Origin of the sequence: Albimonas marina (assembly GCF_029223255.1) — a bacterium.
Classification (GTDB): Bacteria; Pseudomonadota; Alphaproteobacteria; order Rhodobacterales; family Rhodobacteraceae; genus Albimonas.
This window is the reverse complement of record NZ_JARHUC010000004.1, coordinates 354,385-375,011: the sequence shown is the minus strand read 5'-3', so window position 1 is coordinate 375,011 and position 20,627 is coordinate 354,385. Positions and strand designations below refer to the sequence as shown.

Here is a 20,627-nt window from a genome sequence, read left to right as displayed (position 1 = left end):
GCATGATCGCGCGGGACGCGGACGGTGGCAACGCGCGGCGGGCGAGAAAACGCAGCGGGAGGGGAGGTTTCGCGATGGTCGCGGCGGTCGGGAGGAGGCGCCGCGCGACGGGAGGCGCCCCGGGGCCGGCGTCGGGCCCGCGGCGCTCGGCTCGGGGCGGGGCCCGGGGCGGGCGGGCGAGGCAGGCGGGTGGAGGCAATGGGCGGGAACGCGGAGCCTCCGGCGGGCTCCTGACTCACCAAAGAACAGGGCCGCGCCTGTCCTCCGGAGCCGTCTCTCGCTGATGGATGCCTGAGCGACTCGGCCCCCGGGGTCAAGGACAAGCCCTCCTTCGGAGGGTCGCTGCGCGATCCTTGACCCCGGGGGCCGAGTCGCTCTTTCCGGCATCCGCGAGAGACGGCTCCGGAGAACAGGCGCTTCGCGACCCGTGCGGGCGGTGCGCCGGGGCGCCCGGCAGGGAGAGGAGGGGAGACGGGCGGAAACGCGAACGGCGCGCTCCGGGGTGGGAGCGCGCCGTGGGCAGGGTCGGATCGACCGCGGAGCGGGCGAGGCGCCCGCTGCGGGATCAGAAGTCGAGGCCGGCGAACTTCTTCTTGAAGCGCGTGACGCGGCCGCCGGTGTCCATCAGGCGCGCGCCGCCGCCGGTCCAGGCGGGGTGGACCGAGGGGTCGACGTCGAGGGTCAGGGTGTCGCCCTCGGCGCCCCAGGTCGAGCGCATCTGCACCGTGGAGCCGTCCACGAGCTTGACCTCGATGGTGTGGTATTCGGGATGGATGTCGTTCTTCATGGCGCGTCTTTCCCCCGGTCGCGCCGGGGCTGAATGAATCCGGGTCCTGGGGCGGCCCGGTCTCCCGTCGACGCGCCCGTTCGGTGAGCGCGTGCATCTACCCCGAATCGCAGGCGGCGGCAAGCCGGACGGGGAGATCGCCGCGAGGCGGCGCGGAAGGCCGGGATCGGGGGCGCCGGGCCGCGCGGCGCGGCGGGCTCGCGCCCTCCGCGGCCGCCCGGACGTGGCGCCGTTTTCCATGCAGGGGAAAGAGCCGCGCGCGCCGGCGGGCCGCGCCGGGGCCCGGCGTGAGGGCCCGGCCGCGGAGCCGCCCCAATCGCGGCCGATCGCGGCGGATTGAGGCGGCGCCCTGCGCGGGGGGGGCGGCGCGCGCAGGCGTGCCCCGAACCGCCTTCGCCCGCGGCGTCGCGCGCCCGCGAGACCGACGGCGACGGCCGCCCCGGACGGCCGCGGGACGGTGCAGGTGGCGACGACCCTGCCCCGCTTTCGCCCCAAACGCGGCGCGATCGTGGCCGCCATGTTACTGTTCTGAAATGAAAATCACCCGCAGCCGCCCTCTGGCGCCCGCCCTCCTCCCCGCCTAGCTCTGGCTCGACGCGGCGCCGATCCCGCCTCCACCGGAGGCCTGAGACCCGGACGCCGAGACCAACGACGGAAGGAGAGCGACATGGCCATTCGCGGCGACGACGGCGACGACCGGATCAAGGGCACGAGCGGCGACGACGACATCTTCGGCCTGGAGGGCGACGACTTCATCACCGCCCGCAAGGGCGCCGACGAGATCTACGGCGCCGACGGCGACGACCTGATCAAGGGCCAGATGGGCTCCGACCTGGTCTACGGCGGCGGCGGCGAGGACTTCATCGTCGGCTCGCGCGGGGCCGACATCCTCTACGGCGGCGGCGAGGACGACCGGCTGTTCGGCGGCTACCACGCCGACGAGCTCTACGGCGGCGGCGGCGGCGACATCATGAACGCCGGCAAGGGCCGCGACTTCATGCGCGGCCAGGCCGGCGAGGACCTGATGCGCGGCGGCCTCGGGAAAGACAAGATCAAGGGCGGCGCCGACGACGACAAGCTGGTCGGCCAGAAGGGCGACGACAAGCTGGTCGGCGGCGCGGGCGACGACTGGCTGCGCAGCGGCGGCGGCGACGACGTGATGAAGGGCGGCAATGGCTCGGACCTGTTCGAGTTCAAGTCCGGCAACGACGTCGCCAAGGACTTCGACGGGCTCGAGGGCGACGTGGTCGACCTGACCAAGTTCGATCTCGGCAGCCTGCGCGAGGTGAAGGAGCACGCCCAGAACGTCGGCGACGACCTGGTGCTGACCTTCGGCGACGACACGCTGACGCTGCTCGACACGCAGAAGAGCGACCTGCACACGGACGACTTCATGCTGTGACGCCTTCGCCGGACGGCCTGCGGGCCGTCCGGCCGCGATCGTCGCGCGGCCGCCGAAGCCCCCCTCCGGCGGATGGGCGACGAGGGCCCCGCCCGGGTTTCCGGGCGGGGTCTTTTCATGCGCGGCGCGCCTCCGGCGGCGATCGCCCTGCGACGGCGCGGCCCGCCCGCCACGGGCGCGGCCGCCGGGATGCGCCGCGGGCGAGCGGTCCGCCGCGGGCGCGCGCGTGGCGCGGCGCCTGCGCGCGGGGACGGAAGGCGGGCGTTGCGCATTTCCCACCCCGGCGGGCCGCGGCGCCGCGGGCGGGCGGGCGCGATTGCCGGGACGCGGGGGGCGGCTAGGCTGCGCGCTCCGCCGAATCCCCCGGCGCGCGCATCCGCGTTTCCAAGGGCGCCGAGGCCGTCGGCCGGCGCGCCCGGCCCTTTTCCGTCTGCCTCCGGACGTCCGTCATGAGCTCCGCCCCCTCCCCCTCCCTCGCCCCCGCCGGGGCGCCCCGCCGCGGCATCGCCTTCGCGGTGGGCGTGGTGGCGGTGGACGCGATGGGCATCGGCCTGGTGATGCCCGCGATCCCGGAGCTGCTGGCGGGGATCGCCGGGCTCTCGGCGGCGGAGGCGGCGCCCTGGGGCGGCTGGATGACCTTCGCCTACGCGGCGGCGATGTTCCTGTGCGGACCCCTGCTGGGGGACCTGTCGGACCGCTTCGGCCGCCGGCCGGTGCTGCTGGCGGCGCTGGGGATGCTGGCGCTCGACTACCTGATCGCCGCGGCGGCGCAGAGCCTGTGGCTGCTGGTCTTCGCCCGGGCGCTGGCGGGCATGGCCGGCGCGACGCACGCCACCGCCGCCGCCTACGTGGCCGACGTCACGACGCCCGAGCGGCGGGCGGCCGCCTTCGGCTGGATCGGGGGCGGCTTCGGCGTGGGCTTCGTGGCCGGGCCCGCGTTGGGCGGGCTGCTGGCGACGCTGGGGCCGCGGGCGCCGTTCCTCGCCGCCGCGCTGCTGTGCCTCGCGGCCTGCATCGCCGGCCTGATCTGGCTGCCCGAGTCGCTGCCGCCCGAGCGGCGGCGCGCCTTCTCCTGGCGGTCCGCCAACCCGTTCGGGGCGCTGGCCGAGGCCGCCCGCCTGCCCGGCATCGGCGCCCTGCTGGCGGCGAGCGCGATCTTCCTCTTCGCCTTCAACGTCTATCCCGCGGTCTGGGCCTTCTACCTGATCGAGCTGCACGGCTGGACCGCGGCGGGCGTGGGCCTGTCGCTGGCGGCCTTCGGGGTGTGCATGGGCCTCGCCCAGGCCTTCGGGCTGGGCTGGACCACGGCGCGGATCGGGACCCGGCGCACGGTGCTGCTGGGGCTCGCCTTCAGCGTGCTGACGCTGGGGGTCTACGCGATCGGGCCGGCGGCCTGGGTGATCTTCGCGATCCTGCCGCTGGTGGCGATCGGCGATTTCGCGCCCATGGCCATGTCCGCGATGATGAGCGCGCGCGTGGCCGAGGATCGCCAGGGCCGCCTGCAGGGCGTGATCGCGAGCCTGCATGGCCTGACCGCGGCCCTCGCCCCGCCGGTCTTCGCGGGGATCTTCGAGGCCTGGGCCGCGGCCGACGCCTCCCCCCGCGCGCCGGGCGCGCCCTTCGCGCTCGCGGCGGTCCTGGCGCTCGTGGCGCTGGCGGTGGTGGCGCGCACCCCGCGCGAGCGCCGGGACGGCGGGCCGCCCGCCGCCGCGCTGAAGCCTGAGCCGCTGGGCTGAGGCGCGGCCCGCCGGAAACGCCCGCGGCCGGCCGAGGGGATCGGCCGGCCGCGAGGTCGTTTCGCGCAGGGGCGGCGGGGCCTCCCGCCGCGCGCCTCAGTCGAAGCGGTAGAAGGCCTCGTAGATCGGGCGCAGCGTCTGCTCGGAGAACAGCGAGCTGACCGAGGTGTCGTTGGCCACGTTCAGGATCGCCTGCGCCATCATCGGGGCGACCGAGACGGTGCGGATGTTGTGCGCGCTCTTGGCCTCGTCCGAGAGCGGGATCGAGTCGGTGATCACCAGGCTCTCCATCACCGAGGCCTTCACCCGCTCGACCGCGGGGCCCGAGAGGACGCCGTGGGTGATGTAGGCGTGGACCGCCTCCGCCCCGTTGTCCTTCAGCAGGCCCGCGGCCTTGCACAGCGTTCCCGCGGTGTCGCAGATGTCGTCGACGATGATGCAGGTGCGGCCCTCGACCTCGCCGATGATGGTCATCTCGTCGACCTCGCCGGGGCGCGAGCGGCGCTTGTCGACGATGGCCAGGCCGAGGTTGAGGCGCTTGGCGAGCTCGCGCGCGCGGGCCACGCCGCCGACGTCGGGCGAGATGATCGTCACCTTCGAGAGGTCCTCGAAGTGGTGGCGGATGTCCATCGCGAAGACCGGCGAGGCGTAGAGGTTGTCGACGGGGATGTCGAAGAAGCCCTGGATCTGGCCGGCGTGCAGGTCGAGGGTCAGGACCCGGTCGATCCCCGCCTCGGTCATCAGGTTGGCGACCAGCTTGGCCGAGATCGGCGTGCGGGCCGCGGTGCGGCGATCCTGGCGGGCGTAGCCGAAGTAGGGCACCACCGCGGTGATCCGCGAGGCGGAGCTGCGCTTGAGCGCATCGGCGATGATCAGGAGCTCCATCAGGTTGTCGTTGGCGGGGTTGCAGGTGGACTGCAGGATGAACACGTCCTCGCCGCGGACGTTGTCGAAGATCTCGACGAAGATCTCCTTGTCGTTGAAGCGCTCGACGCGGGCGTTGGCCAGCTCCACCGGCATGCCGCGATAGACGGACATGCGGCGCGCGATGGCCTGCGCCAGCTCCATGTTCGCGTTGCCCGCGATGAGCTTGAGGTTGATGTCGGCCTTCATGGGTCCCCTCCGCCGGCGTCTGCCCCGGCGGCGCCTCGGCCCCGTCGCGGGGCGGCGGCCGCCTGCGGTCCCCGTAGCACCGGGGACCCGGATTGCAAAGGGCGCCCGGACGCGCCCGACGCCGCAGCGCACCATGACGCGACGAGAGCCAGGCGCGCGGAGGGCCGGGGGCCGGGGCCCGGAACGGGGACGGCAGGGCGGGGCGACGCGGCCGCGCAGCGGACGCGAGGGCCGCCCGGCCGCCCCCTGCGCGCCGGACCGCGGGCGGCGCCCCCGCCCTTCTCCCCTTGCCTTCGCGACCCGGCTCGGCATCTTGGCGGGAGCGAAAAGAATTAAGGGGAGCGAAGCATGCCGGAGATGGAGCTGCGCGGCCGGCGCCTCACGTGGCGGGCCGAGGGCATGGACAGGCCCGGCGCGCCGGTGCTGCTGGCGCATTGCTCGCTGGCGCACAGCGGGCTGTGGAAGCCGATCCAGGCGGCGCTGGCCGAGACCCGGCCCGTCGTCGCCGCGGACCTGCCCGCGCACGGCCGCTCGGACCCGCCGCCGGAGGGCGAGTCGCTCCAGCTCTTCGCCGCCGAGTTCTGCACCAGGCTGGCCGAGGATTTCGGCCGCCCCGTGCACCTGTGCGGCCTGTCGCTGGGCGGCGCCACGCTGGCGCGGGTGGCGTGGAAGCGCCCCGAGCTCGCCGCTTCGCTGACCATGATCGAGCCGGTGCTGTTCCACCTGCTGCACCCGCCCCACGTGCAGCCCGAGATCCAGGCCCCGCCCGCCGACGACGCCGAGCTCGAGGCCGACATGCGCGCCTTCGTGGGCCAGTGGGGCGCGCCCGGCCGAGATCCCTTCGGCGGCGAGGAGCGCTTCCAGCTCGCCAAGCGCTGCTTCCGCCTGCTGCGCGAGGACAACGCCTGGGTGATGGGCCGCCCGCCGGGCCAGATCGAGCTGAGCGACTTCGAGCGCTTCCGCCTGCCCGCCCTGCTGATCGACGGCGAGACCACCGAGGCCCGCGCCTCGGCCGTGGTGAGCGCGATCGCGGGCGCGATCCCCTGCGCGCGGCGGCGCACCATCCCCGGCGCCGGCCACCTGAGCCCGGTCAGCCATTGGCGCGAGGTGCTGGCGGAGCTCTCGGCCTTCTTCGACGCGGTGGACGCGGGCGCGGAGCGGGCGACGGCCTGAGCCCGCCCGCCGGGGCGGCGACTTCTTCTTCCCCAAGGGAAAAGAGGCGCGTTCGTCTACCGCTCTTTGGAACAGCGCTTCACCCGTCGGAGACGAGGACGTAGAATGAATGCGCCTTTTTGGGGCGATCGTGGGGTCCGCCGCGGCGCATTGCGGCATCGCGTCTTCATCTATTTGATTGCGATGCTGGCGCTGCAAATGCTCATGCGCTACGGATTCGTCGCAGACCGCCCCCCACCACAGGAACGCTGATGTTCGGTTTCTCCCGCCCCGATTCTCCTTCGGACGAAGACGATGTCTTCGACATGGAGTTCGTGCGGTCTCAGTTCCCCGCCTTCATGGAACCAAAGCTGGCCGGCTGGGCGTTCTTCGAGAACGCCGGCGGGTCCTATCCGTGTCTTCAGGTCGTCGACCGGCTGACCGAGTTCTACCGGCGCAACAAGGTGCAGCCCTACGCGCCATATCCCGCCGGCCGCGCCGCCGGCGAGCAGATGGACGAGAGCGCGACGGCCCTCGCGCCGTGGCTGGGCGTGCCGGAGGACTGGATCCACTTCGGCCCCTCGACCACGATGAACGTCTACGTCCTGTCCCGCGCCTTCCGCGAGACCTGGGACGAGGGCGCCGCCATCGTCGTCACCCAGCAGGACCACGAGGCGAACTCGGGCGCCTGGCGGCGGCTCGCCGACGCGGGCGTCGAGGTGCGCGAGTGGACGGTGGACGAGGCCGGGAGCCTGCAGGTCGAGACGCTGGCGGGGCTGTTGGCCGACGGGCGGGTGAAGCTGGTGGCCTTCCCGCACTGCTCGAACATCGTGGGCGAGATCAACCCGGCGGCCGAGATCTGCGCCATGGCGCGCGACGCGGGCGCGGTCTCGGTGGTGGACGGGGTGGCGATGGCGCCCCACGGGCTGCCGGACGTGGGCGAGCTGGGGGCGGACGTCTACCTGTTCTCGACCTACAAGACCTTCGGGCCGCACCTGGGCGTGATGGTCGCCTCGCCGGAGCTGGCGATGCGCCTGGCCAACCAGGGGCATTTCTTCAACGCCGCCCATCCCGGCAAGCGGCTGACGCCGGCCGGCCCGGACCATGCGCAGGTGGCCGCGGCGGCGGGGGTGGCGCACTACCTCGACGCCTTCGACCTGCACCATTTCCCCGAGGCCGATCCCGATCCGCGCGCCCGGCGCACCCGGGTGCGCACCCTGATCCGGGCGCGGGAGCGCAAGCTGACCGCGCCGCTGCTGGAGCATGTGGTCGACTCCGGCTTCCGGCTGCTGGGCCCGTCCGATCCGCAGACCCGCGCGCCGACGCTGGCCATCGACGTCGGGATGCCCGGCGAGACCGCGGCCGAACGGCTGGCGGGCAAGGGCGTGATGTGCGGGGGCGGGCATTTCTACGCCTGGCGGCTGATCGAGGCGCTGGGGCTGGCGCCCGAGCGCGGGGCGCTGCGCCTGTCGCTGCTGCACTACACCTCGCCCGAGGAGGTCGACCAGGCGATCGACGCGCTCGAGGCCCTCGCCTCGCGCGAGGTCTGAGGGGGTGCGGATCGTCGGCGGCCGGTTCCGCGGCGCGAAGCTGGCGGCGCCGGCCTCGGTGGGCGTGGCCGAGGACGGGGGCGAGGCGCGGCTGCGTCCGACCTCGGACCGGATGCGGGAATCGCTGTTCAACCTGCTCGCCCACGGCGGCTTCGCCCAGCCCGCGGCGCCGCAGGGGATGCGGGTGCTGGACCTCTTCGCCGGCACCGGGGCGCTGGGGCTGGAGGCGCTGAGCCGCGGCGCGGCGCGCTGCCAGTTCGTGGACGACCTGCCGGCGGCGCGGGCGCTGATCCGAACCAACGTCGAGGCGATGGGCCTGACCGGCGCCACCAAGATCTATCGCCGTGACGCCACGCGCCTGGGCCCCTGCCGGGGCGAGGCCTACGACCTGGTCTTCCTGGACCCGCCCTACGGCAAGGGCCTGGGCGAGGCCGCGCTGGCCGCGGCGCGCGACGGCGGCTGGCTCGCCCCCGGCGCCCTGGTCTGCTGGGAGGAGGCCGCCGAGGCGGTCGTCACCCCGCCCGAGGGCTTCGAGATCCTCGACGAGCGCCGCTACGGCGCCGGCGTCCTGCGCCTCCTGCGCGCCGCCTGACGGGCGCGCGCCGTCTTCCTTCATCGCCGACCGGCCGGGGAGCCGCCCTGCGGGCGGGACCGCGCCTACGGCGCGAGGGAAGGCAAGCCGCCCTGCGGGCGGACATCCGCCTTCGGCGGTTCCGCGTGCGCCGCGGGCCGCCCGCCGCCGCGTCTCGCGAAGACGCCGCCCCGTGCGCGCCGGGGTGGGCGGGCGGGAGGCGCGGACGGGGCGGCGGCGGGGTCCGGCCGGGCGGGACGCGGACGGGAGGGGCGGTCGGCGAGCGCTTCGCGCCGGGGCCGGAGCGCCGCCCTGCGGGCGGCGGGCGCGCCTTCGGCGCGGGCAAGGCGGAAAGCGGAGGGAAGGCGGAAAGGGGAGTTGGTCGGCGGCGCGAAGCGCGCTACCCCTTGGCGCGCACCCGCCCCCCGGGCGCCCCCGTTCCGCCGGACGGGGCCGACGCCAAGCTGAGGACCCAGCCATGACCATCGCCGTGGGCGACACCCTGCCGGACGCCACCTTCATCGCCATCGGGCCCAACGGCCCCGAGCCGAAGTCCACCTCGGACATCTTCGCCGGCCGCAAGGTGGCGCTGTTCGCCGTGCCCGGCGCCTTCACCCCGACCTGCTCGCTCAACCACCTGCCCAGCTTCGTCAACAATGCCGAGGCGCTGGCCGCCAAGGGGATCGAGGCGATCGTCTGCGTCTCGGTCAACGACCCGTTCGTGATGAAGGCCTGGGGCGAGTCCTCGGGCGCCTCGGCCGCCGGCCTGCACATGCTCGCCGATCCGCAGGCGGAGTTCACCAAGGCCATCGGCATGGACTTCACCGCCCCCCCGGCGGGGCTGATCAATCGCTCGAAGCGCTATTCGATGGTGGTCGAGGACAAGGTGGTGACGGCCTTCAACCTCGAGGAGACGCCGGGCAAGGCCGAGATCTCCTCGGGCGACGCGATGCTCGCCGCCCTCTGAGGGCGCGGCCGATCCAGGCCTGACGACGGGGGGAGCCGTGGCGCCGGCTCCCCCTTTTCCGTGCCGGGCGCCGAGCGGACGGTTCCAGGATCGCGAACCGGGCGCCGTCGGCTTCGGACGCGGCGAGGCGCGCGGCGAGGCGCTGCGGCGAAGCCCGGGCGGCCGATCCCGGCGCCGTCCGAGACGGCGGCGGCGGAAGACGGGCGTCGCGATCAAGGCGCGCAGCCCCTGTCCTTGCGCGCGCGTCCGGAGACGCGGGCGGGCGATCCGGCCTTGCCGGCGGTCCGCGCCGCGTCCGGCGGCGTCTCGGCGGCGGGCGGGGCTTCGGGCGCCCCGGGCGGCGGCGCGTCCGCGGCTGCGGCGCCCCCCTCCTCCCCTGCCGCGGGCTTCTGGCCGGCCGCCGGCGCGGCGCTTCGGGCGTAGCCGGCGCGGGCGGCGGCGCGGGGATCCTCGACCGTCGGCGGGGCGGCCGCCGGCGCCGGCGGCGCCTCTTCCAGCGCCTCGGCGAGGCGGCGGAAGCTCCCGACGACGCCCTCCGGCGCGGGTGAGGCGCAGAAGGCGTCGAGCGCGTCGTGGAGGTGCACGGCGCGGTCGGCCTCCGGGTCCGCCCCCTCGCGCCAGAGGCCGGCCTGGAGCATCGGCTCGGCCTTCTCGTAGAGGCCGAAGACCCGCCGGGCGCCGGCGATCAGGCGGTTCTCCTCGGCCGAGGCGCAGCCGGGCAGCGATCTTGAGACCGAGCGGCCCACGTCCACGGCCGGGAACCGCCCCCGCTCGGCGATGGCGCGTTCCAGGACCACGTGGCCGTCGAGCAGGCCGCGGGTCATGTCGGCCACCGGCTCCTCCATGTCCGAGCCCGCCACCAGCACCGAGAAGATGCCGGTGACGTCGCCGCGCTTCCCGTCCTCGCGCTCGGGGCCGGGACCGGCGCGTTCCACCAGTTCGGCCAGCATGGCGGCGGTGGAGGGCGGGTAGGCTCGGAGCGACGGGGGTTCGCCGGCGGTCAGGGCGACCTCGCGGTGGGCCTCGGCGAAGCGGGTCAGCGAATCGACCAGCAGCAGGACGTGGCGGCCGGCGTCGCGCAGGGTCTCGGCCGCGGCCATGGCGGTCCAGGCGGCGCGGCGCTTGACCAGGGGGGACTGGTCGGAGGTGGCGCAGACGACGATCGAGCGGGCCATGCCCTCGGGTCCGAGCACGCCCTCGGTGAACTCGCGCAGCTCGCGCCCGCGCTCGCCGATCAGGGCGAAGACCACGGCGTCGGCCTGCACCGCGCGCGCGAGCGAGGCGAGCAGGCTCGACTTGCCCACGCCCGAGCCGGCGAACAGCCCCACCCGCTGCCCCTGCACCAGCGGCAGCAGCGTGTCGAAGACCGAGAGGCCGGTGTCGAGCCGCGGCCCCAGGCGCGCGCGGCGCATCGGGTCGGGGGCGGGCGGGCGCAGGGGGACGGCGACCGCGCCCTGGCGCAGGGGGCGGCCGTCGAGGGGCGCGCCGAAGGCGTCGACCACCCGGCCGATCCAGGCCTCGCACGGGCGCAGGCCGGGGTCGGGGGTCAGGGCCACGGCGTCGCCCAGGCCCACGCCCTCGGCCGGGCCGTAGGTCATCACGCGCGCGACGCCGTCGCCCAGCGAGACGATCTCCCCCTCCAGCGGCGGGGCGTCGCGCAGGGCGACCTCGACCCGATCGCCGAGGCGCGCGCGGGGGGCGAGGCCGGCGGCGGTCAGCACGCCGCCGTCGGCGCGCACCACCCGGCCGATGCGCCGGATCGCGGCCACGCGGCGCAAGTCGGCGCCCAGATGCTCGATATCCAACGGTCGCTCCCCTCGCGGCTTCGGCGGGCGCGCGGGGCGGCGATCGGCCGATCCGGGCCCGCGCTTACTTCTTGTCAACGAACAGGGGTTAATCCCCGGTTTCGAGAACGCCGCCGGAGGAGAATCCCCGTCATGAGCGAAGGCCTCACGATCCTGTCCCTGTCCGAGGCGCTGGCCGACCACGCCGCGCGCCGGCAGGCGTTGATCGCCCGCAACGTGGCCCATGCGGACACGCCGGGATACCGGGCGGCCGACCTGACCGCCTTCTCCGACAGCTACGCCGCCCGCGCCGCCGTGGCCGAGAACCCGCCCTTCCGCCCCGCCGCCACGCGCGCCGGCCACGTGGAGGGCGCGGCGGACGCGCTGTCGGGGGCCGAGGTCCGCGCGGCCTTCCTGCCGGGCGCGGCCTCGCCCAACGGCAACACCGTGGCGCTGGAGGATCAGATGGTCCGCGGCGCGGAGGCGAAGCTCCAGCACGAGATGGCGCTGGGCGTCTGGCGCAAGACGCTCGACATCCTGCGCGCGTCGATGGAGCGGCCGCGGTGATCCCTCTTTTCCCTTCCCAGGACCGGAGATTCTCGTGACCGATCTCATCCAGTCCATGGCCGCCTCGGCCTCGGGCATGACCGCGCAATCCGCGCGGCTGCGCCTGTCGGCCGAGAACCTGGCCAACGCCGACACCCCCGGCTACCGGCGCAAGTTCGTCGAGTTCCACGCCCGCACGCCGGACGCCGAGAGCTCGGCCGCCGTCGCCGCGGGCCGGGTGCAGCTCAGCCGCAAGGAGCTGCCGAAGATCCACGACCCCGACCATCCGCTGGCCGACGCGCAGGGGAACTACGAGGGGTCGAACGTCGACCTGATGATCGAGATCGCCGACTCGCGCGAGGCGCAGCGCAGCTACGAGGCGAACCTGCGCCTTCTGGACCAGGCCCGGCAGATGACCCGCGGCCTGCTGGACCTTCTGCGCCGCTGACCGCCGAGCCGCCCCCCTGGTCCGCGCCCCCGCGCGGATCGCCCCGCCGCGCGCGACGCGCGCCCCCGAGACCTGCGCGCCCGATGCGCGCCCCTGACGCCGGAGACCGCCCATGCCCGCCGCCGACAGCCTCGCCGCCCGGATGTACCAGGGCCTCGCGCCCGCCATCGGCGCGCCGAGCCCCCAGACCCGCAGCCCCGGAGAGGCGCTCGCCGCCGCCGCCGGCGGCTTCGCCCAGGCCTTGAGGGAGGGCGAGACGACCGCGGTCAGGGGCCTCGCCGGCCAGGCCGACATGCAGTCGGTGGTCACCGCGCTGAGCTCGGCCGAGATCGCGGTGCAGACCGCGGTGACGGTGCGCGACAAGGTCGTCGAAGCCTATCAGGAGATCCTGCGGATGCCCGTCTGAGCCCTCCGGCCCGGGCCCTGGAACCGCCCGCGGGACCGCGCCGGACAGGCGCGGCGGACGGGCGGAGAACGAGGGACCGGGGGCCGTCGTCCCGCGCCGACGCGCGGCGTCGACGGCCCCCGAGCCTCGGCGGAACAGGACGCGGGCGGCGCGACGGATCGCGGTCCGGGCGCACGGCGCGGCCGAGAGAGGAGAGGCGACGCGGGACGCGCTTTCTCCCTCGCCGGCTGGCTCGGAGAAGGCCGAGGGACGTGCCGGCGCTCCCGGCGGCGACGGGGCGGCAGGCCGATCCGCGGCGCCCGCTCCGAGGCGGAGCGACCGAGCCGGGCCCGGCGACGAGCGGTCCGCGGGGCGCGCGGTCCTCCTGGACCTTCACACTTGAGGCGTGAAGCGATCTGGGCCGGCGACGACCTCTTCCGCTCAACGGCGCCTGATTGCGCCAGCCAGAGCCGGACATCTCGACGGAGCAGGCGGCGGCTCGTCTCCCGTCCGGGCAGGTCGGGGCGCACCGGACTCCCCCCCACCGCCTGGCCGCCGCCCGCAGGCCATCGGGGGGACCGCCCCTCATGCCGGCCGCCGCCCGACCCAACCGGGCGGCCCCACCCCCCGGTCGGGATCGCCCGACCGAAGCGCAGACCGCGCGGAGAGCGCCATGGACGACGTCACCCTCTACGACATGATGCGCCAGGGCCTGTGGGCGGCGATCATCGCCTCGCTGCCGATCCTGACGGTGGCGCTGGCCACGGGGCTCGCCATCGGCCTGGTGCAGGCGCTGACCTCGATCCAGGAGCTGACGCTCACCTTCGTGCCCAAGCTCGCCGCCATCGCCGCCACCTTCTGGCTGTCGATGGAGTTCATGGGCGCCGCCTTCCTCGACCTGTGGCGCGACCTGATCGTGCCGCTGATCGCCCAGGGCGGGTGACGCGCCATGCTCCGCAAGCTCTCCCGCCCCCGGCGCCCAGCCCCCCCCGCCTTGCAGACCCGGCGGACCGACGCCGCGGATCGCCCGGCCGAGACCCGCGCGAGGCCGGGTCCCGTCACCCGTTCAGTCCGGTCCGTCCTGCGCCGGCTCGCGCAGACGCTCGCCTTGGCGCAGCCGCTGGTCCCCGTCGCGGCGGAGCGGCAGGCCCTCGGCCCCACGGAGCGGCAGGTCCGCTCCCCGGCGGAGCGAACGCCGCCCCTCCGCCGCCTCCGGCGGCGAAGCGCGCGCGAAGCGCCCGCCTGCGCCGACCTCGGGCCTAACCCCGAAGGTCTCCGCATCGCCTCGCGCGATGAGGCGCGCGCTTGTCGCCGGCCCGCGGGGATGCCTCCGGCCGCTTCCCCGGGCCCCGCCGGATCGCACGACGTCCACGCGCTCCCCCGCCGCCTCCGGCGGCGAGGCGCGCGCGCAGCGCGCGCCTGCGCGGCGCTCGCCGGTCTTCTCCTGACCTGCCTCGCCGCGACGCCCGCCCTCGCCACGACCGCGCGCGAGGACCGGGCCTTCACCTTGGCGGGCCTTTGCGAGGCGGCGGCGGAGCGGGCGGCGCGGGCCGAAGGGGTGCCGCTGGAGCTGATGCGCGCCATCTCGCTGGCCGAGACGGGGCGCCCGCTCGACGGGCGCCTCGCGCCCTGGCCCTGGACCGTGAACATGGAGGGGGAGGGCCGCTGGTTCTCGACCCCCGAGGAGCTGCTGACCTGGGTCCGCCGCAGGCAGTCGCAGGGCGCGCGCTCCTTCGATCTGGGGTGCTTCCAGGTCAACCACCTCTGGCATGGCGCCGCCTTCGAGGGGCTGGAGGACATGCTGGATCCCGAATCCAACGCCCGCTACGCCGCCCGCTTCCTGCGCGCCCTGCGCGAGGAGACCGGGAGCTGGGAGGTCGCCGCCGGCCACTATCACTCGCGCACCCCCGACCTGGCGCAGCGCTACCGCGCGCGGGTGCTGGCGATGGCCGCCGACCTGCCCGACCCGTTCGCGCCGGAGGCCGGGCCGATTCCCGGCCTCGACGCGCCCGGCGGGCGGCCCGCCTGGTGGTTCGCCTCGCTCTCGCCGCTCGAGCGCACGCCGGGCCTGGCCGAGGCGCCCCCCGCCGCCGCGACGACCCTGCCCGGCGAGAACCCGGCCGAGGACGCGCGCGCCGACGCCCGCGCCGCCAGCCTCGCCCATGCCTGGCTGAGCGCGGGGCGCGCGCCCACGCCGCCGGATGCGCAGCGTCCGCTGCTCGCCGCGCCGGCCGGCGGCGGGCTGCTCCGGCGCGCCTCGCCCCTGATCGAGGCGCGCTGATGGGCGGCTGGTCGATCCGCAACCTCTATCACCCCACCGTCCTGATGGCGCTGGCGCTGATGGCGGTGATCGTGATGATGATCCTGCCGATGCCCGCCTGGGTGCTGGACGTGGGCCTGGCGGCGAGCTTCGGGCTCGCCATCCTGATCTTCACCAACACGCTGTTCATCGAGCGGCCGCTGGACTTCTCCTCCTTCCCCACGATCCTGCTCGCCTCGCTGATGCTGCGGCTGAGCCTGAACGTGAGCTCCACCAAGCTGATCATCGGCGAGGGGCACACCGGCACGGGCGCCGCGGGCGACGTGATCGAGGGCTTCGCGATGTTCGTGATGGGGGGGTCGCTCTATCTCGGCCTCGTCGTCTTCGGCGTACTGCTGATCGTGAACTTCATCGTCATCACCAAGGGCGCGGGCCGCATGGCCGAGGTGGGGGCGCGCTTCGCGCTCGACGGGATGCCGGGCAAGCAGCTGGCGATCGACTCCGACATGGCCGCCGGCGCGATCTCCCACGACGAGGCGAGGAAACGGCGCAAGATCGAGCAGGAGGAGACGACGTTCTTCGGCTCGCTCGACGGCGCCTCGAAATTCGTGAAGGGGGACGCGGTGGCGGGCCTCCTGATCACGCTCCTGAACCTGCTGGTGGGGCTGGCGGTGGGGGTGCTGGGGCATGACATGCCGCTGGGGCTGGCCTTCCAGACCTACGCGATCCTGACGGTGGGCGACGGGCTGGTGACCCAGATCCCGGCGGTGATCATCTCGATCGCCACGGCGCTGCTGCTGGCCAAGGGCGGCATGATGGGCTCGGTCGACCGGGCGCTGATCGGGCAGCTGGGCGGGTTCCCGGCGGCGCTGGGGACGGTGGCGGCGCTGATGGCGGGCTTCGCCCTGGCGCCGGGCCTGCCGTTCACGCCCTTCCTCGGCGGGGCCGTCCTGCTCGCCGCCGCCGCCTGGTTCGCCGCCCGCGCCGCCGCCGCCCAGAAGGCGGAGGAGGAGACCCCCGCCGCCCGGGCCGAGGCCGCGCCGGCCGAGCGTCCGCTGGGCGACGTGCTGGACCTCGACGAGATACACGTGGAGTTCGCGCCCGACCTGGTGCCCATCGTGATGGACGACGCCACGGGCCTCGGCGCGCGGATCGCCAACATGCGAAGTCACGTGGCGCAGGTCTACGGCGTGGTGATCCCGGAGATCCGCCTGACCGACGAGGACGCCCTGCCGCCCGGGACCTACGCGATCCGCATCCAGGGGGTGGAGATCGCCCGCGCCACGCTGGAGCCGCGCAAGGCCCTGGTGCTGCTGGGCGAGAACGCCGACGCCGCCCCCCCGGGCCGCGACGTGAAGGAGCCGGTGTACGGCGCCCCCGCCCGCTGGATCGAGCCCGACCAGCAGGAGGAGGCCGCGATCCTGGGCCTGCCGGTGGTGAGCGCCACCGAGGTCGTGGCGACCCACCTGCTGGAGACGGTGAAGGAGAATTTCGCCCGCCTGTTCTCGCGGCGCGGGCTGCGCAAGCTGCTGGACAGCTTCGTGAAGGTCTCGGACCCCCAGCGGGCGGAATCCAACCGGCGGATCCTGGACGAGTTCATCCCCGACAAGGTGCCCGTCGACCTGCTGCAGACCATCCTGCGCCTGCTGCTGGAGGAGCGTGTCTCGATCCGCAACCTGCCCCTGATCCTGGAGGCGATCGCCGAGGCGAAGCCGGTCCTCGTCGCCCCCGAGGCGATCGCCGAGCATGTGCGCCAGCGCCTGGGCTTCCAGATCGTGGCCGAGCTGCTGGAGGAGGACGGCGCCCTGCCCCTGATCCAGCTGAGCCCGGAGTGGGAGGAGACCTTCGCCGCCCACGAGCTGCGCGACGGAGAGGGGGCGGGCGACGTGGCCCTGCCGCCCTCGGAGTTCAACCGGCTCGCCGCGGCGGTCGCCGACCGGGTGGCGCGCGCGGGATCGGAGGGCCGGTATCCCGCCATCGTCACCTCGACCCGCCGAAGGCGTTTCCTGCGCACGGTCCTGTCGGCGAAGGGCGTGCGCAACCCGGTGCTGAGCTTCGAGGAGATCGGCGCCAACGGCCGCCCCACCCTGCTGGGGCAGGCATGACGATGGACGCGTTCGCCCCCGGTCGCCGGCGGACGGCGGCGGCGCGCGCGCCGGGCCGCGCCCGGGAACCGGGAGGGCGGCTCGCGGCCGATGGGTCGAGGCGGTCCGGGCGCATGGCTCGGTCCCCCCTTGTTCGCGAAGGGCTCCGCCAGGACCGGAGGCGCGGCGCGCCCGCCCGCGGAGGGTCTCCGCGGGGTGGGAGGGGCGCCGCGCCCGGCCGCTATGGATGAGACGATGACCACGCTCGCGCGCGTCTGGCCCGAGCTGACGCGGCTGATCCGGCTGGACGACGCGCCGATCCATGCGCTGACGGCGCTGTTCGTGCGGGTGGGGGCGATCGTCTCGCTGCTGCCCGGTTTCGGGGAGCGGACGCTGCCGATGCGGGTGAAGCTCGCGGTCGCGCTGGGCTTCGCGCTGTTGCTGTTCCCGGCGCTGGCGCCGCTGGCCCGGGCCGCGGCGGCGGCCGATCCGGGGCTGGCGGCGGGGGAGCCCTTCGCGCTCCTGCGCGTCTTCGCGGCCGAGGCGCTGACAGGCGTCGCGCTGGGGATCGCGGCGCGCCTGCTGGTGATGTCGCTGCAGCTCGCCGGCGCCATCGCGGGGCAGGCGACCTCGGTCAGCCAGATCGCGGGGGCGCAGGTGACCCCCGATCCGATGCCCGCGGTGGGCGCGCTGCTGACGGTCGGAGGCATCGCGCTCGCGATGGCGCTGGGGCTGCCGGTGAAGGCGGCCGTGCTGATCCTGCGCTCCTACGAGGTGGTGCCGCTGGGCGGCGTGGCGCCGCCCGGGGACCTGGCGCAATGGGGCGTGGCGCGGGCGGGGGCGGCCTTCGGGCTGGCCTTCTCGCTGGCGGCGCCCTTCGTGGTCGCCTCCTTCGCCTACAACCTGGCGCTGGGGGCGCTGAACCGGGCGATGCCGCAGCTGATGGTGGCCTTCGTCGGCGCCCCCGCGATCACCATGGGCGCGCTGGTGATCCTGTGGATCGGCGCGCCGGAGATGCTCGCCCACTGGTCCGAGAGCCTCGACGAGGCGCTCGCCTTCCCGTTCCGGAGCCCGTGAGATGGCCGGAGGCGAGGACGGCGGCGAAAAGACCCACGAGCCGACGCCGCGCAAGCTGGAGGACGCGCGGCGCAAGGGCGAAGTCGCGAAATCCGCCGACGTGGGCGTGGCCGCGATCTACATCGCGATGCTGGCGACGGTGGGGGCGTTCGGCGGCTCGGCGGCGGTGGGGGCGGGCTCGGTCCTGGCGGGGTTCGTCGAGAACGCCGACCAGCTCCAGGGCAAGGTGCTGGGTCCCGGCGGCGCGCTGCTGTCGGCGCGCGCTGTGGGGCAGGCCGTCGCCCCGGCGCTGCCCCTGCTGCTCGCGCCCTTCGTTGCGGCGGTGCTCGCCTACGCGGCGCAGATGGCGATCGTCTTCGCGCCCTCGAAGCTGGCGCCCAAGCTCTCGCGCATCGACCCGATCGCCAACGCGGGCAACAAGTTCGGGCCCACCGGCCTGGCGGAGTTCGCGAAATCCACCGTCAAGCTGGTGGCGATCTCAATCATCCTGGCGCTGTTCATGGCGGCGGAGGCGGACCGGATCGTGGCGCTGGTGCGCGCCGATCCGCTGGCGATCGGGCCCGAGATGGTGCGCGTGGGGGTGGCGCTGCTGGCGACCATCGCCGCGGTGGCGGTGATGATCGCGGCGGCCGACCTGCTGTGGCAGCGCTTCGACCACGCCCGCAAGCACCGGATGTCCTTCCAGGAGCTGAAGGAGGAGATGAAGGAGTCCGAGGGCGACCCCCACCTGAAGGGGGAGCGGCGCCGGCGGGCGGAGAAGATCGCCTCCAACCGCATGATGGCCGAGGTGCCGAAGGCCGACGTGGTGATCGTGAACCCGACCCACGTCGCGGTGGCGCTGAAATGGTCGCGCCGGCCGGGCTCGGCCCCCGAATGCGTGGCCAAGGGGGAGGACGCGGTGGCGCTCGCGATCCGGGAGAAGGCGCAGGAGGCGGGCGTGCCGATCCACCACGATCCCCCCACCGCCCGCGCCCTGCTGGCGACGGTGGAGATCGGCGAGGAGGTGGCGCCCGAGCACTACAAGGCCGTGGCCGCCGCGATCCGTTACGCCGAGAAGATGCGGGCGCTGGCCCGCGAGAAGGGATGGGGCTGAGCGATGGGCAGGCGGGTGAAGGCCTATGCGCGGCTGGCGGAGCTGGCGCGGATCGCGGAGCTGGCGCGGCTCGCGCGCTTGGGGGAGGAGGCGCGGGCGCGGGACACGGCCGCGGCGGCCGCGGCCAACCGCAAGGCCCGCGCGGCGGCGGAGGAGGCGAAGCTCGCCGCCGCCGCGGACGCCGCCCCGCCCGAGCTCGCCGCCGCCGCCCGCTGGCGCGAGGCCGAGCGCGCCCGCATCCGCGAGGCGGTGCGCGCGGCGGACGCGGCCGAGGCCTCGGCCGACCGCGCCCGCGACCACGCCGCCGAGGGCCTCGCCCGTCGCCGGGCGCTGGAGGACCTGGTCGAGCGCGCCCGCGCCGAGCGGGACCGCGCCGCGCAGAGGCGGCGGGAGCAGGACGGACAGCCGGGCTGACGGACGGGCGCGCGCGGCGCCGCGCCCCGGACCTGATCCGGGGCCTCTGCGCGCCCGCCACGCCCCGGACTTGATCCGGGGCCTCTGCGCGCGCGTCGCGCGGCGAGCGGGTTCAGGACGGCGCGGGGTCCCGGACGCGCCCGGAAGGACGGTCGCGGAGCCTGCGGCCCGGGCGATCCGGCAAGGGCGCGCTTGGGGAACGGGTCGGGAGGGGCCCCGCGTCGGGCCGGGGCGGCCTTGCGGCGCGGCCGGCGCCGGCTCAGGGCTGCGCCCAGCCGGCCCCGTCGTTGCGGTAGACGATCAGGCCCAGGGCGGTGGAGACGATCAGGTCGCGCCCGCCCCGCCCGCCGGTGGCGGCGGCCTGGAGGTCGAAGCCGACGAGGCGGCCCGCCACATAGGGCGGGTCCTGGCGGCCGAGGCCGCCGAGGATCCAGTGCTGGCAGCCCTCCGGCCCGCAGAAGTCGGGGGATAGGCCCTGCACCACCGCTTCCTCGGCGCCGTCCTCGTCGAGGTCGACCGCGCCCACGCGGAAGGCGTCGGGGAGCACCCCGACCCGGCCCTCGGCGCCGCGGATCTCGGCCCCGTAGAACCACAGGAAGGCGGCGTCGATCGCCTCGGGCATCGGGTCGTCGAAGGCGTACCAGGCGATGGCCGAGGGGCCGTCGCCGTAGCCGCCGAAATCCTCCAGCGAATAGGCCTGCGGGTCGGCGTCGCCAAGGTCCTCCTGGTAGGCGGCGCCGCCGTATTTCCACACGATCGGCGCGCCGCCCTGCTCGATCACCACGTCGCGCCAGCCGTTGGTGGTGGAGGGGCCGAGGCGCGCCACGCCCGCGGTCTCGAGCACCTGCACCCAGCCGTCGGGCGTCTCCGACAGGGCCCAGACGCCGCAGACCGGGGTCTGGCCGCGGTCGCCGAAGGCGGCGGCGCCGGCGCAATGGGCGGGGGAGCGGCCGACGGCCACCAGCTCGACCGGGTCGGCGCCGTTCAGCTCGCAGCGGGCGAAGCGGAACAGGGCGTCGGCGGCGATCCCGAGGCGCGCGGCCTCGGCGAAATCGGGGCCGAAGCGTTCCTCGACCAGGGCGCGCTCGTCGCGCGAGAGCTCGACGCGGGTCAGCTCGGCGAGGATCTCGCCGCCGCCGCGTCCGACCTCGACGCAATCGGCGAGCGCCGGCGAACCGAGGCCGGCGAGGAGGAGGGGGAGAATCAGGGGCGCGCGCATGGGCGGACGCTATGGGCAGGATTCGCGCCGGCGCAACGG

The 20,627-nt window shown here is 75.2% G+C and carries 18 protein-coding genes and 1 pseudogene; 15 read left to right on the top strand and 4 right to left on the bottom strand.

Going from position 1 to position 20,627, the window contains the following annotated elements:
- Positions 1-565 precede the first annotated feature (565 nt).
- Positions 566-787, bottom strand: a complete 222-nt coding sequence (rpmE, locus tag P2H44_RS13245) for a 50S ribosomal protein L31 (RefSeq protein WP_275764119.1) — start codon at positions 785-787, stop codon at positions 566-568.
- Between the two features lie 667 nt (positions 788-1,454).
- Between rpmE and P2H44_RS13240 the strand changes: the two genes are divergently transcribed.
- Both P2H44_RS13240 and P2H44_RS13235 read left to right on the top strand, forming a co-directional pair.
- On the top strand, positions 1,455-2,189 hold the full coding sequence (locus P2H44_RS13240; protein ID WP_275764116.1) for a calcium-binding protein: 735 nt from the start codon (positions 1,455-1,457) through the stop codon (positions 2,187-2,189).
- Between the two features lie 449 nt (positions 2,190-2,638).
- Positions 2,639-3,925 (top strand): MFS transporter, encoded by a 1,287-nt coding sequence (locus P2H44_RS13235; protein WP_275764113.1) that lies wholly within the window; start codon positions 2,639-2,641, stop codon positions 3,923-3,925.
- Between the two features lie 96 nt (positions 3,926-4,021).
- Here P2H44_RS13235 and P2H44_RS13230 read toward each other — a convergent pair whose 3' ends face one another.
- Positions 4,022-5,038, bottom strand: a complete 1,017-nt coding sequence (locus tag P2H44_RS13230) for a ribose-phosphate pyrophosphokinase (RefSeq protein WP_275764111.1) — start codon at positions 5,036-5,038, stop codon at positions 4,022-4,024.
- Positions 5,039-5,386: 348 nt separating this feature from the next.
- Here P2H44_RS13230 and P2H44_RS13225 point away from each other — a divergent pair, with 348 nt between their 5' ends.
- From P2H44_RS13225 to P2H44_RS13210, 4 genes are all read left to right on the top strand, one after another.
- Complete coding sequence (locus P2H44_RS13225; RefSeq protein WP_275764108.1) at positions 5,387-6,211, top strand: alpha/beta fold hydrolase; 825 nt, start codon at positions 5,387-5,389, stop codon at positions 6,209-6,211.
- 251 nt (positions 6,212-6,462) lie between these two features.
- Positions 6,463-7,740 carry an aminotransferase class V-fold PLP-dependent enzyme gene (locus P2H44_RS13220; protein ID WP_275764106.1) on the top strand — a complete coding sequence of 426 codons (1,278 nt, stop codon included), beginning with the start codon at positions 6,463-6,465 and terminating at the stop codon, positions 7,738-7,740.
- Positions 7,741-7,744: 4 nt separating this feature from the next.
- Positions 7,745-8,332: a 16S rRNA (guanine(966)-N(2))-methyltransferase RsmD gene (gene rsmD / locus P2H44_RS13215; RefSeq protein ID WP_275764104.1), complete on the top strand. Its 588-nt coding sequence runs from the start codon at positions 7,745-7,747 to the stop codon at positions 8,330-8,332.
- 457 nt (positions 8,333-8,789) lie between these two features.
- Positions 8,790-9,278 carry a peroxiredoxin gene (locus tag P2H44_RS13210; protein ID WP_275764102.1) on the top strand — a complete coding sequence of 163 codons (489 nt, stop codon included), beginning with the start codon at positions 8,790-8,792 and terminating at the stop codon, positions 9,276-9,278.
- A gap of 494 nt (positions 9,279-9,772) precedes the next feature.
- On the opposite strand, the pseudogene P2H44_RS13205 reads toward P2H44_RS13210, so the two are convergent.
- Positions 9,773-11,077, bottom strand: a pseudogene (locus P2H44_RS13205) (FliI/YscN family ATPase); the annotation flags it as partial.
- Positions 11,078-11,215: 138 nt separating this feature from the next.
- Here P2H44_RS13205 and P2H44_RS13200 point away from each other — a divergent pair.
- From P2H44_RS13200 to P2H44_RS13160, 9 genes are all read left to right on the top strand, one after another.
- Entirely contained in the window at positions 11,216-11,629 is a 414-nt protein-coding gene (locus P2H44_RS13200; protein ID WP_275764099.1) for a FlgB family protein, read from the top strand.
- Positions 11,630-11,663: 34 nt separating this feature from the next.
- Positions 11,664-12,056, top strand: coding sequence for a flagellar basal body rod protein FlgC (gene flgC, locus P2H44_RS13195; RefSeq protein ID WP_275764097.1), 393 nt, complete (start codon positions 11,664-11,666; stop codon positions 12,054-12,056).
- 112 nt (positions 12,057-12,168) lie between these two features.
- Entirely contained in the window at positions 12,169-12,462 is a 294-nt protein-coding gene (locus P2H44_RS13190; RefSeq protein ID WP_275764095.1) for a flagellar hook-basal body complex protein FliE, read from the top strand.
- 652 nt (positions 12,463-13,114) lie between these two features.
- Complete coding sequence (locus P2H44_RS13185; RefSeq protein WP_275764093.1) at positions 13,115-13,384, top strand: flagellar biosynthetic protein FliQ; 270 nt, start codon at positions 13,115-13,117, stop codon at positions 13,382-13,384.
- A gap of 564 nt (positions 13,385-13,948) precedes the next feature.
- On the top strand, positions 13,949-14,722 hold the full coding sequence (locus P2H44_RS13180; RefSeq protein WP_275764091.1) for a lysozyme family protein: 774 nt from the start codon (positions 13,949-13,951) through the stop codon (positions 14,720-14,722).
- Positions 14,722-16,806 (top strand): flagellar biosynthesis protein FlhA, encoded by a 2,085-nt coding sequence (gene flhA / locus P2H44_RS13175; protein WP_275764088.1) that lies wholly within the window; start codon positions 14,722-14,724, stop codon positions 16,804-16,806. Before P2H44_RS13180 ends, flhA begins: the two co-directional genes overlap by 1 nt.
- A gap of 234 nt (positions 16,807-17,040) precedes the next feature.
- The gene (locus P2H44_RS13170) at positions 17,041-17,862 is read left to right on the top strand and encodes a flagellar biosynthetic protein FliR (RefSeq protein ID WP_275764086.1); all 822 of its coding nucleotides are present in this window, start codon (positions 17,041-17,043) and stop codon (positions 17,860-17,862) included.
- A 1-nt stretch (position 17,863) separates the two neighbouring features.
- On the top strand, positions 17,864-18,955 hold the full coding sequence (locus P2H44_RS13165; RefSeq protein WP_275764083.1) for an EscU/YscU/HrcU family type III secretion system export apparatus switch protein: 1,092 nt from the start codon (positions 17,864-17,866) through the stop codon (positions 18,953-18,955).
- 3 nt (positions 18,956-18,958) lie between these two features.
- Positions 18,959-19,369 (top strand): hypothetical protein, encoded by a 411-nt coding sequence (locus P2H44_RS13160; RefSeq protein WP_275764080.1) that lies wholly within the window; start codon positions 18,959-18,961, stop codon positions 19,367-19,369.
- 259 nt (positions 19,370-19,628) lie between these two features.
- Here the strand turns inward: P2H44_RS13160 and P2H44_RS13155 are convergent, their stop codons facing one another.
- A complete protein-coding gene (locus P2H44_RS13155; protein WP_275764077.1) occupies positions 19,629-20,588 on the bottom strand; it encodes a hypothetical protein in 960 nt (319 codons plus the stop codon).
- Between the last annotated feature and the right edge of the window lie 39 nt (positions 20,589-20,627).